The following is a 15,457-nucleotide window of genomic DNA, read 5'->3' on the forward strand; positions in this document are numbered from 1 at the left end:
ATAAAGAAAAAATGAACTTGTTCATCGTTACCCTAAAAACTACCACCGCCAACTATAACAGTTTTTAGAATCAAGGTCAAAAATACGACTGCTCACATTCTTACGTATTTACACTACAAGGTCTAACAATTTTCTTTCATCAAAATAAATCATCTGATTTACGTATCTAAATAATAATCAAGAGGTGTTCAAAATGCAGCAAAGATATAAAAATCTAAAAACAGCTCAAAAAGGTGTCTTAATTAGTCTTTGCGCTTATATTCTACTCTCCCTATTAAAGGTCATCATCGGCCAATTAAGTCACTCTCAAACACTAATTGCAGATGGATTCAATAATGTGACCGATATTTTTTCATCCTGTGCTATCATGGTTGGACTGCGTTTAGCTACCCGCCCACCAGATGAACACCACCAATATGGGCATTGGAAAGCCGAAACAATTGCAACCTTCTTGACTTCACTAATTATGCTGCTGGTAGGTCTGAGTGTCCTTTATACTTCAATCAAAAATATCTTATCAGGTGATCACGAATCACCTGATATTTATGCCTTATTTGTTGGTGTTTTCAGTGGATTGATAATGTATAGTGTCTACCTCCATAATGCACACCAAGCAAAAAAAATAAACTCACAATCATTGCTCGCAATTGCAAAAGATTGCAGAAGCGATGCTTGGACTAGTTTTGGAACATCAATTACAATCTTCGCAGCTAATTTTAATATGGCTTGGCTTGATGGTGTTGTTGCCTTTTTGATTGGTCTTTTAATTCTCAAAACGGCTTATGATATTTTCTCAGCAAGTGCTTTCTCATTATCTGACGGTTTTGATGACGACCTGCTCGAAAAATACACAATTGAGGTTGAAAAGATTCCCGGTGTCGAACTTGTCCATAATATTCAAGGCCGTTCATATGGTGCGAATGTTTTTGTAGACATTATTATCTGGGTAGATCCGCAAATGACAGTGCGAAAAAGCCATCATATTACAGAAAAAATTGAGAGTCTCCTCCAACGAGAATATGGCGTTTTCGATACTGATGTTCATGTTGAACCTTGGGACGTTGACTATGAACCCCAACAACCAAATGAACTAAACAGTCATTAGTTACTTAAGACTTAATTTAATTGTTTGGGCAACCTTCTTAGAAATACCTAAGGCTTGAATATCTTCCAGAGAAGCATCTGCAATCTTTTTCATAGATCCAAATTTTCTTAATAATTTAATGCGTGATTTTGGACCAATTCCGGGAATTAAATCTAATCGTGAAGACAAAGAATTTTTAGAATGTGTTTGGCGATGAAATGTTATCGCAAATCTGTGAACTTCATCTTGAATACGTTGAAGCAAGTAAAACCCTTCACTTTTTGGGTCTAATGCTACTTTTTGATACTGCATATTCATTAAATCTGCAGTTTTATGATGGTTATCTTTGACCATTCCTGCCACCGGTATATTTAATCCAAGTTCATTTTGCAATATGTCTTGTGCAGCTTCAATTTGAATTTCCGCTCCATCCATTAAGATTAAATCAGGCAATTCACTGTGCTCTTTCAACAATCTAATATATCTTCTTCTGATTACCTCTCTCGTACTTGCACTTTCGTCTGCATGAGTGACCGTGCGTAACTTATACTTGCGATATTGACTTTTTTGCGGTCGACCATCCAAGAATGAAACCATCGCCGAAACAATATCGGTTCCCTGAATATGTGAATGATCAAATGACTCAATTCGATGTCCCAATGGCAGATTTAGAGCCTTCATTAGTTCATCCATTGCACCTGTTGTTTTACGATCATCCAGTTCCAGCAAACGGAATTTTTCTTCAAGAACCAGTCTTGCATTTTCTTGTCCAAGCTCCATCAAATTTTTCTTTGTTCCCCTAATTGGTGTTTTAACGGGGACTTGTAATATCTCACCTAATACATCGTGGCTTACTCCTTTAGGAACAAGAATTTCTTTAGGGAGAATTCTATTTTTTTGATTATAAAATTGTAAAATAAATGACTCAAGCTCGGCCTCTGGTGTATCTATACAGGGGAAAAGTCGTTTCTCACGTTTAATTAAGCGCGCCTGGCGAATAAAGAAAACTTGCATTGATATCCAGCCTTTGTCCATGTAAAAGTTGAACAAGTCTCTTGGCGTATTATCATTTGAGATTATTTTCTGCTTTTCTACAGTTACTTCAATATAGTGCATCTGATCACGAAGCTCAGCTGCCCTTTCAAATTCAAGCTTCTGTGCAGCAGCATTCATCTTGCTCTCCAACGTTTTTTTGATAGCACCTACATTACCATTCAAAAAAGTTTTTATTTTTTTGATTTGCTTATCATACTCTTCCGCTTTTACTTCTTTAAAACAAGCCCCTAGGCATTGTCCCATGTGATAATACAAACACGGTCGTTTCTGATAACCATTACATCGCCTCAGTGGATAAACGCGCTGCAAGAGGTGCATCGTCTCACTCGCGGCATAAACATTCGGGTAGGGTCCAAAATAATAGGCGCCATCTTTTTTGACCTGACTTACAATTTTCAATGTTGGGTCTTTTTCATTTGTAATCTTGATATACGGATAACCTGTTCCTCTTTTTAATTTTATATTGTAATAAGGTTTATGTTTTTGAATCAGTGTGATTTCTAACAGGAAGGCCTCTTTATCTGTTGAAGTAATAATCGTTTCAAAATCTCTTATTTCTGCAACTAATTTTGCGGTCTTACCTTCATGCATACTTTTAAAATACGAACGTACTCTATTTTTCAAATTTTTGGCTTTACCAACATAAATGATCTTACTATTAATATCTTTCATCAAGTAACAACCTGGTAAGTCTGGTAACAATTTTAATTTATTTTCAATGTACTGTGTTGCCACCTTAATATACACCTCCATCTACCGAAAGAATTCTTATAATATTATATTACAGCAACAATCAAGTTTATAGGAAAAGACTTCCACTTCTAATATTCTTCTTACTTGTGAGTACGTCATAAAACAGTGCGTCTTTCTTAAAATTTGAGCAAGAAAACTGACTTAAGAAAGCACACCAAAATATAGTTTCCGTTTCAACCGTAACAAAAAAAGAGCTGTTTTCAAAACTTGCGCCTTGACTCAGCTCCATATACAAATGTTTAAATAGTCTTAACAATTATTAAACTGGATTATTAAAAATAACTAACTCTTACTTTCAACTATACAATTATAGTATTTTTGACAAAAACTCTTTAGCACGACTTGTCTTTGGATTCGCGAAAAATTCACTTGGTGTACCTTTTTCTTGAATATACCCTTCATCCATGAACCATATCTGATCAGCAACTTTCTTTGCAAATCCCATCTCATGGGTTACAACAATCATTGTCATTCCTGATTCGGCAAGATCTTGCATTACTTTTAAAACTTCACCGACCATCTCAGGATCTAACGCAGATGTTGGTTCATCAAAGAGCATAACTTCTGGATTCATTGCAAGTGCCCGTGCAATCGCAACACGTTGCTGTTGTCCACCTGAAAGGCTCAAGGGAAACTGTTCAGCTTTATCTGCCAAACCGACTTGCTCCAATAACTGGCCAGCTTTTTGTATTGCTTCTTTTTCCATAGTTTTTTTAACTTTCAACGGTGCAAGCTTAACGTTGTCTATTACATTCATATTTGGGAAAAGATTAAAGCTTTGAAAAACCATTCCCATACGTTCTCTGAGTTTATTTAATTCAATCTCAGAAATGTTTGTTAAATCTTGTCCTTCAAAAATTATCTGCCCTGCAGATGGCTGCTCCAATACATTCAAACATCTTAAAAAGGTACTCTTTCCTGAACCTGAAGGTCCAATTACACAGATAACTTGACCTTTTTTCACAACCTCAGTAATATTTTTTAAAACCTGATTATCACCAAATGATTTTTCGAGGTTTTTTATTTCAATCATATTAGGCATGTTTCATTCTCCCTTCAAAATATCCTAAGACCTTTGAAAGCCCAAATGTCATTACAAAATAAATGACCATTGTAATAAAGATAGGAATTACACCCTTATACGTTGCTGATTGTACCAGCTGCATCTGGTACATCAAATCACCAACACCAATAATAGAGACAATTGAACTCTCTTTAATTAATGTAATAAATTCATTTCCTAAAGCTGGCCAAATGTTCTTTAAAGCTTGTGGAATCACAACATATCTATATGTTAGTGATTGTGATAAGCCAAGACTTCTTGCGGCTTCCGTTTGTCCTGTTGGTATCGACTCAATCCCTGAGCGAATGACTTCAGCAACATAAGCCGCTGAATTTAATGAAACAGCAATTATACCCGCAAGCAGCGCTGGCAATGACTGAATAACTGCGCCCACTCCAAAATAAACAAACATTACCTGAACCATCAACGGTGTTCCTCTGACAAATTCAATATATGCGACTGCAACTGCCTTGCCCAGCTTGTTCTTAGATAAACGCAAGAGTGCTAATATTACGCCTAATATGAATCCGAAGAAAACTGAAACAACAGTTATTATCAATGTATACTCAATTCCCTTTGCAAAATAGGTCCAATAATTCCACATTGAATTCTTCTTTGAATTATTAGTCATATACTTTCCTGCTAAAGGAATGTATTGCTTATTTATCAGATTTTTCTTCTGAATTTCAGCGATTGTTTTATCAGCTGCCTTAACTAGGCTCGTCGCACCTTTGGGAAATGCCATCGCTGAACCTGTCTGACTAGAATTGACATTAAATTCGGGATTGATAACTTTTAATGAACTATTATTTTGTGCGAATGCCTTTGCAGTTGCCTCTTCCATTGCAACTGCATTAACCTTTCCTGATTCAAGAGCTATTACCAAATCATTCAACTTAGCCAAACCTTTTACCTGATTATTCTTCATCTGCTTCTTAACAAGGTCATACTGCAGTGAACCTGTCTGAGCGCCAATCGTCTTATTCTTAAAACTATGAATATTTTTATAAAGTGCTGCATCTTTTTTATTAATCAACATATACTGCTGCCCTCTATAATAAACATTTGAGAAATCAACACTTTTTTGTCGTTCAGGCGTCGGATTCATTCCCGAAATAACAGCATCAACTTTGTGGGTCTCGAGTGCAACCAGCAGTGAATCGAAATTCATATTTTTGATTTCTAATTTCACACCCAAATCTTTTGCGAATTTTTTCGCAATCTCAATGTCCAAACCCACGTAACTTGTTTTTCCACTTTGTTTTACTGTAAATTCATAAGGTGGATAATCCGCACTTGTCCCAACCACAAGTGTACCCTTATCCTTGACTTTCTGTAAATAACCATCATTTGAGGCACTCACTTTACCCAAGGGTACCAGCAACATCATAATTAAAATTACCAAAGCAATCCAAATCTTTTTACTTTTCATTAAATTTCTCCCTTATCTTTTCTAACCCAACGATGTTAAGTATACAGTAAAAAGAATTATTATTCAATAAAATTGTCAAATAAACATTTTATATGCACCGATAAAGTGTATAAAGCATTAAATATACATATTATATTCTAATTGAACTTTTTCCTGCAAACTGATACTCTATTAGTAATAATAATTATGTGAAGGAGACTAAATTATGGGACTTACGGTGAACAGCCAGACAAAATTGGATGAACTCTTCGGCAAATTCGCGGTTGATCCAAAGCAACCGCGAACAACGCAAAAGCCAAAAGATGAGAAGAAAAAAACTGACGAAAAAGATAAAAAGAATTAATAACGAAGAAACATTTTTTAATTTATAGAACCATTTTATCTTTGTGCGAACTTGATAAATAGGCTTGGTGCAAAACAAAGTTTAATCATAAAAATACCGTCCTCCGAAAGTTATTTCTAACCTAACTTTTGGAGGACGGTATTCATTTCACAACAATAAGTCTCTTTTGCTAGCTATCTCTTTATATCTTTATTCTTCGAATAAAGATTCAACAATTGTAAATGTTTTCTTATTAAAATCAATCTTTGCCATACATCCATAAGGTATTAAAGTTCTAGGATATGCGTGCCCAAAATTAACGTTCATTAGTACAGGTAAGTTATGTTTTTCTGCCACCATCTGCAATTTTTCTTGATACTCTTCGTAGTACACATTATTTTGTGGTTTACCTGAAATTATAGCTTTAATCACACCAAATATTCCGCTTTGTTCCAAATTATTAAGCATTACTTCATATTCGCTCGGAGTAGGTCTCTCCTCACTAGTTTCAATAAAGAGAATTTTATCTTTCCATTGTTTTATTTCAGGAAATATTCCATATTTAAAACAAACTTCACTCTCATCAGGATACCTTGAGCTTGTCAAAATGTCATTTAGACTGTCTATACATCCACCAAGCAACTGCCCAGTTACTATGCCTTTACCATTTAAAGTCTCATATCCCAGACTTTCTGCATGACTAACCCGTGCAGTTCCAATAGCTTCAGGTGAAAAGTCAGTTCGCTCTTCATACCATATATCACTTGAAATAATTTTCAGACCAGTAGTATTCTTAAAATAGTTACTGATAGTATTCGCTGTGTATGGCAACAAATCATTATCCAGTTCTGCTAGATCATTTAAGAAGTTAGGTCCATAAAAGGTTTGCAATCCTAGCTTATAAAACATCAGATGATTAATTGTTGTATCAGAAAAACCAGAAAATAATTTTGGATGATCATGAACTGCCACAATAAATTCTTGATCATCAAGTAAATAGGGTAACAATCTATATGTATCGTCCCCACCTATCACACAGAATATTCCTTGAATATCATCACGCAAAAAAGCTTCCTTTAAATCCGCAGCACGTTCCTCTGGATGATTTTGTAAGTATGACATTCCTCGTAGTGCATTAGTCATGTAGACCGGCTCCACACCATAGTCACGAAGCCTTTTTTCTCCTAAGCTTCTTTGATGTTTTGCAAAATCTTCACCTAAAACACCACTAGATAGACTCACAATTGCAACCTTATCTCCAATTTTTAATGTCGATGGTTTCATTAAGATCCTCCTTTTTTAGATTTATTCTTCAGTTAGGTGAACCAATTCCTAGTTATCTTGTGCAAATCCATGTGGATACCGTTTATTAAGTGTCTCAATATTGTCCTTAGCGATTTCATCAAAAGGAATATCTGCCCAGGCAGCAATTTGTGACAAATACCATAGAACATCCCCCATCTCATGCATCATTTCCTCACGATTGAGTTCTTTCCCTTTAAATGTGTAATTCTTGATGAGATCTACTACCTGACCGCTCTCTCCAGCAAGTCCAAGTGCGCAATTTGTGAGTACCTGCTCATTGCCATACAGTGTTCTCGTAGCCGCTTCTTGATATTCATTAAATTCCATCTAATTCCAATCTCCCTTAACCATTTATTTTTTCTTCTATCCAATTCCAAACAATCTCATCACCAATTTTTTCAGTAGCAGAAAAGAGTATTAACTTGTCTTCCTCATTCAATCTTATCTTCTTTTTGATATCTTTTTCAACTTTATTCCATTTACTTCTTGGTACTTTGTCAATCTTTGTAGCCACCAATAAAACTGGCAGGTTATAATATTGCAGAAATTCGACCATTTGCACGTCTAATTCCGTTGGCTCATGACGCCCATCAATCAGAGAAATGACTCCTCTCAATGGTTCACGTTGCACCAAGTACGTTTCAATCATTCTGCCCCATTTTTCACGCTCAGTTTTAGAAACCTTTGCATACCCATACCCAGGAACATCAACTAGATAAAGCAATGATTCTACATCATAGAAATTCAATGTCTGTGTTTTACCAGGCTGACTTGATGTCCGTGCATAGCTCTTTCTATTAATTAAGCGATTAATTAAAGAAGATTTACCAACATTAGATCTGCCCACCAATGCAACTTCAGGGTATCCTTCCTCGGGATACTGTTCTGGCTTAACAGCACTTATTTTGAGATTTACATTATGAACTTTCATCTACTTACGATCCTTCCTATACTGTTAAATTCTACCATATCTTGTCTTCCTGACTCTAACAATAAAACATATTTTTGCAAAAAAAAACATCCCCGCTCATTTAGCTTGGGATGCATCATTCATCAAAAAAGAAATAAGGGCCATGGTCCCTCACCTCAATTATTAATCAACTTTTACAACTTCCTTATCACCGTAAAACCCACAACTTGGGCATACATGATGAGATTTCCTTAATTCACCACAGTTAGGGCATGCACTCATACCTGGAACTTGCAACTTGTAGTGTGTACGACGTAATCTCTTACGAGTCTTTGATGTTTTACGTGCTGGTACTGCCATCTTAACGCCACCTCCTTCGAATTAATAAAATTAATCAACAAAAAGAATTGTACTTTTAATTCAACAATTTTGCAACTACTAAAATTCCGTTTTTTCTATCAAAAAAAGTCCTTTAGTTTTGCTAATCTTGGATCAACAGTATTCTTATCTTTTCGTATTTGATCATTGCGACTATCGTCAGAAACTTCCCAATCTTTACCTTGAGGTAAGCTCGCACTAGCTTCTTCATCAGTTGTCAGAACTCTTGTTGGAATTTGTAATAATATATTATCCTCGACCGCTTGATCAAGATTGAAAATATCATTTTCCAAAATAATCACGACATCATTAGCATCAAATCTAGATAAATCATGTGTCCTGTAGCTCACATAATATTCACTCACTTCAAAATCAAGCGGAACTTCAACCAACTTGAGAGACCTAGTAGAAGGCAGTGTCACCTTGACGCTTACCTTGAACGAACCAAGGAGACCTAAACTATCTACTACGAAAAAGCCGCTTACATGTGCCGGAGAAATAGCAGTGATCTCGCTATTTCGTTTACCAATCGAATCAGTTAAGTTAACGACCTCATCAAACTGAAAAGGTGTTGAACCGATCTGTCCTAGCTCATTCAAAGACCACTTCATTCAATACTTCCTCCTAATGCAACAAACTTGATTATACCTGTCAAAAAATACATTGTCAATGTTTTTTCCTTGACAGCATTAACTATCGTTGAAATGGACTTTGACCAAAATCCTGGCGCTGACCACTAATCTGACTATATACTAATCCTGCTCGATAGTCCAAACTCAGCAAATTCGCGGCTATCTCTTGCGAGACCCTAGAAACAACTGGAAATGTCATCTTCTTCTTTATCATATTTAAATGCTTCTGACCCAGGCTATCAAATCCTAATATTCTAATGTAAGGATTCTGTTCGACTTGCTCAACTTCTTCTTTCTTTGCTTGTAGTAAAATCATCGTCGCCAGCCTTGTTAGGTGCGTATACGTAAAGCGCTTTGACTTAACTTCACTTACCCAATCCGCAAAAGTCACCGTTGGTCCCATTCTCTCTAGCTTATCCTTAAGTCGAAATTCAAGTCCTTCCGTTATTCCATATATTTCGCTTAAATCTTCTATCTTGCTTGTCAAAACTTGATATTTAAGGAGTGGCCAAAAATCTACCCAGCTTAGCTTTTTTGATTGCCGAAGATCTGCACCCGTCAAGTCAGGTACAAAGTCAATAACTAATTCTTTATTAGTCAATACTGCACTTCTGATTGCTGAAGCGCTGGCGATCTGTGAAGCAACCGGCAGCTGTCGATCATGATGCTCTGCTGACTTTCTTTGAATTGGTATCAATTCTAAAAAAGAACCTAATTTTAGATTTGCTTTTGCATATGCTAACCCTAAAAGATTATTTGGCTCAGAGACATCTACTCCGGTTTTTTGCGTAATAGCTCTCTGATACGCCTTTGCATAAGACTCATTATAAATCGAAAAATCTCCGTGCACCCGCTTGGTCAATTGTGCCATTTCGGCAAAGTCATAGTCTGCATTTTCAACACCAAAAACTAATTTTTGTACACCTAATTCTTTAAGAATTCTGAGTGCTCCAAATGCAAAAAAATCTGCTGGCTGAACACAGAAAGCTACAGGTAATTCAACAACCAGATTAATACCACTTAGGATTGCTTCTTTTGCCCTTGTCCACTTATCAAGAATGGCAGGCTCCCCGCGCTCCAAAAAATTGCCGCTCATTACAACAACTATGACAGCATTCGGAAATCTTTTTTTCACTTCATTAATTTGATATAGATGTCCATTGTGTAATGGATTATACTCGGTAACTATCCCCACAATATCCATACACATACCTCCCTATGACTTATGACAAACAAAGAAAAAACGAGTTGTTTTATCATCAATTTCCCGATTTCCGTAATCCGCAGTCGCTTCAATTCTCTTAAATCCAGCTTTAGCAAGGAGCTCTAAGTATACATCTAACTCGTAAGTTCGTTCATAATGAGTTTCTTCATACCGCTGATAACTCAACTTTTTTTTATCTGCAACAAAAAAAGTCAAATCATGGATAACACTATGTGGGACTTCACCCGCAAAACTTTCCCACAAAAAAGCTTGCTCCTGCGTCGTATAATTATACATGTACCCCGGATAAATAACATCCGTCTGATATGGAGAAAGTACATCAAAGATAAATATTCCATCTTTATTTAAGTGACCCGCAACTTCTCGAAAGGTCTGTAATAGTTCTTCATTATCAGCAAGATAACATAGTGAATCTAGTCCACAAGTTACAACATCAAAATTCTCTAACTCATTCAAATCAGTCATATTCACCTGCAAAAGTTCCAATTCAACCCGAGCTTTCCGAGCGCGAGCTTCCGCAAGTGCCAGCATTTCTTCTGATAAATCTGCTCCGGTCACCTGATAACCGCTCTTGGCAAGCAGTACTGCCAATCTACCAGCACCACATGCCAAATCCAGTAATTTTTTTTTTTGCTTACTTGTAACTGTATCAACCAATTTCAACCAGTTATCGTAGATTTGCGGATCCATCAACTCGTCATAGACTTGCGCAAATGCCGAGTAAATCATTATTCTGTAATCCAATCATTAACTTCAACCATTGGCGCATCGGCCCAAAGCTTTTCAAGATTATAAAAGCCCCTTGTCTCTGATTTGAATACATGAACAACTACATCTCTTAAATCAATCAAAATCCAGTTACCACTGCTTTTTCCTTCAACTTGTTTGATGTCAATCCCATTTTTCTCAACTTCTTCTTCGATACCGTCAACAATTGCCTTAACTTGGCGCTCAGAATCTGCTTGCATTATCACAAAGTAATCGGCTAAATAGCTTATTTTACTGACATCCAGTGCAACAATATCTTCGGCACGCTTGCTGTCAGCTGCTTCAACAACAACTTTTAATATTTCTTTACTATCCATTAAATTCTCCTTTATTTAACTACCCATTTATTATAAGTCAAAATTGCATCAGGGTACACCTCGCCGTTAGTCGAAATCAGATATTCCAATGTATGCTTAGTCTCAAATGCAACAGCATCATTCAAATTATTATAAGCTAACGTTCGTGCAAGACTGACATCTGGGAATATCCTGCCATCCTCAACATAATCGGCAACGTAAATAATTTTATCAAGGGTAGTCATGTCCTCAGCGCCGATAGTATGTTTCCTTACTGCATTCAAAATTTCTTCATCTACAATATGCAATTCATCTTTTATAATTTCAGCACCAACAACTCCGTGCCAAATAAAATTATTCCAATTCAACAGGTCCGTGTCAAGTTTCTTCTTCATTATAACTTGCTTAAACTCTGCAGCACTGCGTTCCTTGGCATAGTCATGTACCAAAGCTGCAATACTTGCCTTTTCAATCTCAAATTTATTCAGCTCAGCAAGCTTAATTGCCGCTTGCTCAACACCTAGTATGTGCTGATAACGCTTATCACTGACACTCTTTCTAACTTGCACTAATAGTTCATCCCTTGTGCCTGGAAAATATTTATGGCTATCTTCTTGCTTATTCAAGATAAAGACCTTCTTCCTTAATATAATGCACTACATCTTCAGGGACCAAATATTTGATTGAACAATTATGCTGAATATTCCAGCGAATCTGTGTTGAACTGATTTCAATCAATGGTATGTCGACCCACATTACCGGATAATCGCTCTTTCTTGGGAAATTAGCTCTCGCAACTCCTACAAAGTGAACCAATTTTACCAATTCAGCAATACGGTGCCATTTCGGAAGGTAGGCCACCATATCTCCACCAATAATAAAATAGTACTCATAATCAGGATGTTTCTTCTTTAATTCAACTATAGTATCAAAAGTATAGCTTACTCCGCCACGCTCCAATTCAGCAGTTTCTAAACTAAAAAGTGGGTTCCCTGCAATACTTAATTCGACCATCTTTCTTCTTTCAGCAGCCGCTATGGCATCCTTATGATCAACATGTGGTGGTAAAGCATCCGGCATGAATAACATCTCATCCAAATCAAGTTGACTCGTAACTTGCTCAGCAATTATTAGATGACCTGTATGTGGTGGATTGAAGGTCCCTCCTAATATACCTACTCGTTTCTTCTTCTGACTCTCATTTGACTCGACTGCAGGATTAGCCTGAATAACTGATTTCACGAGTGTATTCACATTCATCTATTGACACTCCCTATACTAAAGACCTTGTAATTCAACCGAAATTTCACGCTTTTCTATCTTGGATGATTGGCGATACAAAACAAGTACATGCCCGATGACTTGAACAACAACAATGTCAGTATTCTCTGTTAAGTAATCAGATACATCACTTGCTTCAAAATCAGAGCCTTGCAACACATTGACCTTTACTAACTCACGCTTATCCAAAGCATATCTAATTTGTTCAACCCACTTATCAGAGATTCCCTCTTTACCAACTTGAAAAATGGGTTTCATGTTATGTGCCTTGGCTTTTAAAAATTTCTTCTGTTTTCCATTCAATAAATTCATTTATTTCTCCTTAAATCATCGCACGTCTAATAGTTACAGTTACGCCCTTTGGTGCCCATCCAGCAACTACAGCCTTTGCCGGAATAGTAATCCACCCTAGACCAGAGAAGACCAAGTCACTCTTTTGGACGGTCTTAAATTCAAATCTCACCAACTCTGGCAATTTTGTCAATGTTTCTTCAGACGGCGGTTGCAGTAATTCCCCAACATGTTTCTCATAAAACATATCTGCATTTTCTAATTTTGTTCGGTGCAGCATCAAATTATTATCTGTATAAACAATAATTCCATCCTTTTCACCAGCAATATAATCAAAACGCGCTAAACCACCAAGAAAAAGTGTTTGGCCCGCATTTAATTGGTATACTCTAGGCTTTATCTCTTTTTGCGGCGAGGCAATATTAAGCTCTTTACCACTAAGAAAATGTGCCATTTGATCTTGATGAATAATTCCTGGAGTATCAATCAAAAGATGTTCGTCATCTAATGGAATCTCTATTTTATCAAGGGTTGTTCCTGGAAAGCGCGAGGTAGTAATCAACTCGCTTATTCCCGTTTGCTGCTTGATAATCTGATTAATCAAAGTTGACTTGCCAACATTGGTTACCCCTACAACATACACGTCACGTCCCTCACGATACTTTTCAATTAAAGACAGTAGTGTTGCTATTCCGTGATTCTTTCCTGCACTCACTAGCGCAACATCCACTGGTCTCAGCCCAACTAAATTAGCACTTTGCCTAATCCAGTCTTTCAATTTTGTACGCTTGAGTGATTTAGGTAATAAATCCTCTTTATTTCCAATCATCAAAATTGGATTTTTGCCTACATAACGCTGAATACCCGGAATAATTGATCCACTAAAATCAAAAATATCAATCACATTTACAATCAATGCATCAGTGTCTCCAATTTGCGTCAGAATTTTCAAGAAGTCATCGTCCGTCAAACTAACATCTGATACTTCATTATAATGGCGCAATCTAAAACATCTCTTACAATATAATTCCTTAGTTTCGACTTGTTTCTTCAAAGCGGAAGCAGGTACATAGCCCAGCTCGTCAGGATTATCACTTTGAATTAATGAGCCACATCCAATACAATATAGTGCCTCAGTTTCATCAGTCATTCAATGAATGCCCCCAAACTTTTTTTATAATATTTTCCTTTTGTAATCTTCTTTTTATTATTTTTTCTATAAAACGATTCAGTTTCGTGTTCCACGCGTCTGTCTCAACAATTGGTTTGACCCAGATACTCTTTATTTTGGCTGCATTTGCTGCTGCAATATCTGTTAACAATTGGTCACCAACTAAGACTATCTGTCTATCTTCTAAAGCAAATTTTTTCTTAGCTTCATTAATTCCCTTAGTCAAGGGTTTCATTGCACGTGCAATGAAAGGCAGCCCTAATGGCTCAACGGCTTTTTCAACACGCTTTTGATTGTTATTTGAAACAACAATCACTGGAATCTTTTCAATCCTCATGACCTCAAGCCACTCTCTCAACTCCGGAGTGCCATCTGGATTATTCCATGCAATTAGTGTATTGTCTAGGTCAGTTAAAATTACTTTGATGCCCATCTCTCTAATTTCAGCTGGCGTTATCTCATATATTGAGTTAATCATCCAAGTTGGTTTGAAACGAGTCAGCATTTGGTTCACTCCTATATTAATCCTTTTGTCTGTTAATTATATTCTATTGTCCCTACTTAAAGCAAAAAAATTACGTTTATTAATAAATTTCCCAATATAAATAAAATAAAGGGGCTGGGTCAAAAGTTAGATTTTGACCTGGTCCCTTCATGAATAACATATAAACATGCACCATAAGCCAAAATTTACCGTCTACTTCGAGTTACTCATAGCAAAATGCTATGTTCATAATTACGAGTTAGTACTTTAATTTTCGACCTATGCCATACTCGCTTGCACATCTGCAAACATATTTTACTAATGCTTATTTTGCTAATGCTTGTTTTGCTTCTTCAACAAGTGCTGTAAATGCTGTATTATCAGTAATTGCAAGGTCAGCTAACATTTTACGGTTAACTTCAATTTCAGCAAGTTTCAACCCATGCATTAATTTGCTATAGCTAATCCCATTCATACGAGCTGCTGCATTGATACGAGCAATCCATAATTTACGGAAATTAGTCTTCGTCTTACGACGATCACGGAAGGCATATATATATGACTTCATAACCTGTTGCTTAGCTACCTTAAACTGGATATGCTTTGAACCGCGGTACCCTTTTGCTAATTTAATCATTCTTTTACGACGTTGACGCGTAACTGTTCCACCTTTAACACGTGGCATGATAATTCCTCCCTTATATATTCGAGGTGCTTATCTTTAGCACACCTTCGAAACGGTCTTTTCTTCAAGACCTCATCATCAATTTTATTTTAATTAATTCATTTGTGAAAGCATCTGCTTGATACGTTTCATATCTGAGCTAGATACCATTGAGGCTTTGCGTAATTGACGACGTTGTTTCTTTGTCTTTCCATGGAAACGGTGACTTGTAAAAGCGTTTGAGCGCTTCAATCCGCCATCTCCTGTACGCTTAAAACGTTTTGCTGATGCACGATGTGTTTTTTGTTTTGGCATAATACTTTCTTCCTCCTATATTAAAAC

Annotated in this window: 20 protein-coding genes; 2 read left to right on the plus strand and 18 right to left on the minus strand. The window is 36.5% G+C overall.

Annotated features, from left to right (window positions below):
• Positions 1-193: 193 nt before the first annotated feature.
• Positions 194-1,105 (plus strand): cation diffusion facilitator family transporter, encoded by a 912-nt coding sequence (locus tag FFX44_RS02595; RefSeq protein WP_289977594.1) that lies wholly within the window; start codon positions 194-196, stop codon positions 1,103-1,105.
• On the opposite strand, the gene uvrC is transcribed toward FFX44_RS02595, so the two are convergent.
• The 3 genes from uvrC to FFX44_RS02610 form a co-directional block, all read right to left on the minus strand.
• Positions 1,106-2,875 (minus strand): excinuclease ABC subunit UvrC, encoded by a 1,770-nt coding sequence (gene uvrC, locus FFX44_RS02600; RefSeq protein WP_289977596.1) that lies wholly within the window; start codon positions 2,873-2,875, stop codon positions 1,106-1,108.
• A 325-nt stretch (positions 2,876-3,200) separates the two neighbouring features.
• Positions 3,201-3,926 (minus strand): amino acid ABC transporter ATP-binding protein, encoded by a 726-nt coding sequence (locus FFX44_RS02605; RefSeq protein ID WP_289977730.1) that lies wholly within the window; start codon positions 3,924-3,926, stop codon positions 3,201-3,203.
• A 1-nt stretch (position 3,927) separates the two neighbouring features.
• Positions 3,928-5,388 carry an ABC transporter substrate-binding protein/permease gene (locus FFX44_RS02610; protein ID WP_289977598.1) on the minus strand — a complete coding sequence of 487 codons (1,461 nt, stop codon included), beginning with the start codon at positions 5,386-5,388 and terminating at the stop codon, positions 3,928-3,930.
• 205 nt (positions 5,389-5,593) lie between these two features.
• On the opposite strand from FFX44_RS02610, the gene FFX44_RS02615 reads away from it, so the two are divergent.
• The gene (locus FFX44_RS02615) at positions 5,594-5,731 is read left to right on the plus strand and encodes an SPJ_0845 family protein (protein WP_289977600.1); all 138 of its coding nucleotides are present in this window, start codon (positions 5,594-5,596) and stop codon (positions 5,729-5,731) included.
• Positions 5,732-5,920: 189 nt separating this feature from the next.
• Here FFX44_RS02615 and FFX44_RS02620 read toward each other — a convergent pair whose 3' ends face one another.
• From FFX44_RS02620 to rpmI, 15 genes are all read right to left on the minus strand, one after another.
• Positions 5,921-6,994: a S66 peptidase family protein gene (locus FFX44_RS02620; RefSeq protein WP_289977602.1), complete on the minus strand. Its 1,074-nt coding sequence runs from the start codon at positions 6,992-6,994 to the stop codon at positions 5,921-5,923.
• 48 nt (positions 6,995-7,042) lie between these two features.
• On the minus strand, positions 7,043-7,342 hold the full coding sequence (locus FFX44_RS02625) for a nucleoside triphosphate pyrophosphohydrolase family protein (protein WP_289977606.1): 300 nt from the start codon (positions 7,340-7,342) through the stop codon (positions 7,043-7,045).
• Positions 7,343-7,358: 16 nt separating this feature from the next.
• Positions 7,359-7,946 carry a ribosome biogenesis GTP-binding protein YihA/YsxC gene (gene yihA, locus FFX44_RS02630; protein WP_289977608.1) on the minus strand — a complete coding sequence of 196 codons (588 nt, stop codon included), beginning with the start codon at positions 7,944-7,946 and terminating at the stop codon, positions 7,359-7,361.
• A 162-nt stretch (positions 7,947-8,108) separates the two neighbouring features.
• Complete coding sequence (gene rpmF / locus FFX44_RS02635) at positions 8,109-8,285, minus strand: 50S ribosomal protein L32 (RefSeq protein ID WP_057828860.1); 177 nt, start codon at positions 8,283-8,285, stop codon at positions 8,109-8,111.
• Between the two features lie 98 nt (positions 8,286-8,383).
• The gene (locus FFX44_RS02640) at positions 8,384-8,914 is read right to left on the minus strand and encodes a YceD family protein (protein ID WP_289977611.1); all 531 of its coding nucleotides are present in this window, start codon (positions 8,912-8,914) and stop codon (positions 8,384-8,386) included.
• A gap of 82 nt (positions 8,915-8,996) precedes the next feature.
• Positions 8,997-10,139: a nucleotidyltransferase gene (locus FFX44_RS02645; RefSeq protein WP_289977612.1), complete on the minus strand. Its 1,143-nt coding sequence runs from the start codon at positions 10,137-10,139 to the stop codon at positions 8,997-8,999.
• A 12-nt stretch (positions 10,140-10,151) separates the two neighbouring features.
• On the minus strand, positions 10,152-10,889 hold the full coding sequence (locus FFX44_RS02650; RefSeq protein WP_289977613.1) for a class I SAM-dependent methyltransferase: 738 nt from the start codon (positions 10,887-10,889) through the stop codon (positions 10,152-10,154).
• Positions 10,889-11,245 carry a ribosome silencing factor gene (rsfS, locus tag FFX44_RS02655; RefSeq protein WP_289977615.1) on the minus strand — a complete coding sequence of 119 codons (357 nt, stop codon included), beginning with the start codon at positions 11,243-11,245 and terminating at the stop codon, positions 10,889-10,891. Before rsfS ends, FFX44_RS02650 begins: the two co-directional genes overlap by 1 nt.
• A gap of 11 nt (positions 11,246-11,256) precedes the next feature.
• Complete coding sequence (gene yqeK, locus FFX44_RS02660; RefSeq protein WP_289977617.1) at positions 11,257-11,850, minus strand: bis(5'-nucleosyl)-tetraphosphatase (symmetrical) YqeK; 594 nt, start codon at positions 11,848-11,850, stop codon at positions 11,257-11,259.
• Positions 11,843-12,484, minus strand: a complete 642-nt coding sequence (locus FFX44_RS02665; protein ID WP_289977618.1) for a nicotinate-nucleotide adenylyltransferase — start codon at positions 12,482-12,484, stop codon at positions 11,843-11,845. The genes yqeK and FFX44_RS02665 overlap by 8 nt, the downstream gene beginning before the upstream one ends.
• Positions 12,485-12,502: 18 nt before the next feature.
• Positions 12,503-12,817, minus strand: coding sequence for a ribosome assembly RNA-binding protein YhbY (gene yhbY / locus FFX44_RS02670; RefSeq protein WP_289977620.1), 315 nt, complete (start codon positions 12,815-12,817; stop codon positions 12,503-12,505).
• 10 nt (positions 12,818-12,827) lie between these two features.
• Entirely contained in the window at positions 12,828-13,946 is a 1,119-nt protein-coding gene (gene yqeH / locus FFX44_RS02675) for a ribosome biogenesis GTPase YqeH (RefSeq protein WP_289977623.1), read from the minus strand.
• Positions 13,939-14,472, minus strand: coding sequence for a YqeG family HAD IIIA-type phosphatase (locus tag FFX44_RS02680; protein WP_289977625.1), 534 nt, complete (start codon positions 14,470-14,472; stop codon positions 13,939-13,941). The genes yqeH and FFX44_RS02680 overlap by 8 nt, the downstream gene beginning before the upstream one ends.
• Positions 14,473-14,776: 304 nt before the next feature.
• On the minus strand, positions 14,777-15,136 hold the full coding sequence (gene rplT, locus FFX44_RS02685; protein WP_289977628.1) for a 50S ribosomal protein L20: 360 nt from the start codon (positions 15,134-15,136) through the stop codon (positions 14,777-14,779).
• Between the two features lie 93 nt (positions 15,137-15,229).
• The gene (gene rpmI, locus FFX44_RS02690; RefSeq protein ID WP_003690491.1) at positions 15,230-15,430 is read right to left on the minus strand and encodes a 50S ribosomal protein L35; all 201 of its coding nucleotides are present in this window, start codon (positions 15,428-15,430) and stop codon (positions 15,230-15,232) included.
• Positions 15,431-15,457 lie beyond the last annotated feature (27 nt).

It is taken from the genome of Lactobacillus sp. UCMA15818 (assembly GCF_030400225.1).
GTDB lineage: Bacteria > Bacillota > Bacilli > Lactobacillales > Lactobacillaceae > Liquorilactobacillus.

Excerpts from the sequence above, each read along its gene's own strand:
- FFX44_RS02625 (WP_289977606.1), bottom strand. The coding sequence starts at position 7,342 with ATGGAATTTAATGAATATCAAGAAGCGGCTACGAGAACACTGTATGGC.
- rpmF (WP_057828860.1), bottom strand. The coding sequence starts at position 8,285 with ATGGCAGTACCAGCACGTAAAACATCAAAGACTCGTAAGAGATTACGT.
- FFX44_RS02620 (WP_289977602.1), bottom strand. The coding sequence starts at position 6,994 with ATGAAACCATCGACATTAAAAATTGGAGATAAGGTTGCAATTGTGAGT.
- rplT (WP_289977628.1), bottom strand. The coding sequence starts at position 15,136 with ATGCCACGTGTTAAAGGTGGAACAGTTACGCGTCAACGTCGTAAAAGA.
- FFX44_RS02610 (WP_289977598.1), bottom strand. The coding sequence starts at position 5,388 with ATGAAAAGTAAAAAGATTTGGATTGCTTTGGTAATTTTAATTATGATG.
- FFX44_RS02605 (WP_289977730.1), bottom strand. The coding sequence starts at position 3,926 with ATGATTGAAATAAAAAACCTCGAAAAATCATTTGGTGATAATCAGGTT.
- FFX44_RS02595 (WP_289977594.1), top strand. The coding sequence starts at position 194 with ATGCAGCAAAGATATAAAAATCTAAAAACAGCTCAAAAAGGTGTCTTA.
- FFX44_RS02640 (WP_289977611.1), bottom strand. The coding sequence starts at position 8,914 with ATGAAGTGGTCTTTGAATGAGCTAGGACAGATCGGTTCAACACCTTTT.
- FFX44_RS02650 (WP_289977613.1), bottom strand. The coding sequence starts at position 10,889 with ATGATTTACTCGGCATTTGCGCAAGTCTATGACGAGTTGATGGATCCG.
- FFX44_RS02645 (WP_289977612.1), bottom strand. The coding sequence starts at position 10,139 with ATGGATATTGTGGGGATAGTTACCGAGTATAATCCATTACACAATGGA.
- yqeH (WP_289977623.1), bottom strand. The coding sequence starts at position 13,946 with ATGACTGATGAAACTGAGGCACTATATTGTATTGGATGTGGCTCATTA.
- FFX44_RS02680 (WP_289977625.1), bottom strand. The coding sequence starts at position 14,472 with ATGCTGACTCGTTTCAAACCAACTTGGATGATTAACTCAATATATGAG.
- FFX44_RS02615 (WP_289977600.1), top strand. The coding sequence starts at position 5,594 with ATGGGACTTACGGTGAACAGCCAGACAAAATTGGATGAACTCTTCGGC.
- yhbY (WP_289977620.1), bottom strand. The coding sequence starts at position 12,817 with ATGAATTTATTGAATGGAAAACAGAAGAAATTTTTAAAAGCCAAGGCA.
- FFX44_RS02665 (WP_289977618.1), bottom strand. The coding sequence starts at position 12,484 with ATGAATGTGAATACACTCGTGAAATCAGTTATTCAGGCTAATCCTGCA.
- yihA (WP_289977608.1), bottom strand. The coding sequence starts at position 7,946 with ATGAAAGTTCATAATGTAAATCTCAAAATAAGTGCTGTTAAGCCAGAA.
- rpmI (WP_003690491.1), bottom strand. The coding sequence starts at position 15,430 with ATGCCAAAACAAAAAACACATCGTGCATCAGCAAAACGTTTTAAGCGT.
- rsfS (WP_289977615.1), bottom strand. The coding sequence starts at position 11,245 with ATGGATAGTAAAGAAATATTAAAAGTTGTTGTTGAAGCAGCTGACAGC.